This window comes from Myxococcus sp. CA033, from assembly GCF_013336625.1.
GTDB lineage: Bacteria > Myxococcota > Myxococcia > Myxococcales > Myxococcaceae > Myxococcus > Myxococcus llanfairpwllgwyngyllgogerychwyrndrobwllllantysiliogogogochensis.
On the sequence record NZ_JABUMU010000105.1, the window covers coordinates 1 to 385 of the forward strand.

A 385-nucleotide genomic window follows, 5' to 3' on the forward strand; every position below is an offset into this window, starting at 1 on the left:
AGAGCCTTGTCGACGGCCTCATCATCGAGACGTCCGGTCGTCGCCACATGACGACCGAGGCCGCAGAGCACTTTTTCGTTGTAGATGGGCGTCGGCGCACGGGTGAGCCCCTCATAGGCCACGAGGCGCACAGAGTTCGAACCGATGTCGATGATCGCCACCGGCCGTCCCAGGCTGAGACGGCCTTGCGCTTCGCGGCGCATGGAGCCGATGTTAACGGTATCCACGTTGCGCGAGAGACTTGGGGCTAGAATTTTTGAGAGATTTGCCACGGCCCGACAGACTCGGATTGGTCATGAAATACTTGTGAGCATTGAAAGGTTCCTCGCCTGAGCCAGGAACCAACCGCTCGCTCGCGCCGGACGGAAGGACCGTCCAGCTTTGT

At 60.3% G+C, this 385-nt stretch carries 1 pseudogene; it reads right to left on the reverse strand.

Annotation, left to right across the window (positions count from 1 at the left end):
* Positions 1 to 203, reverse strand: a pseudogene (locus HUA78_RS45835) (hypothetical protein); the annotation flags it as partial.
* Positions 204 to 385 lie beyond the last annotated feature (182 nt).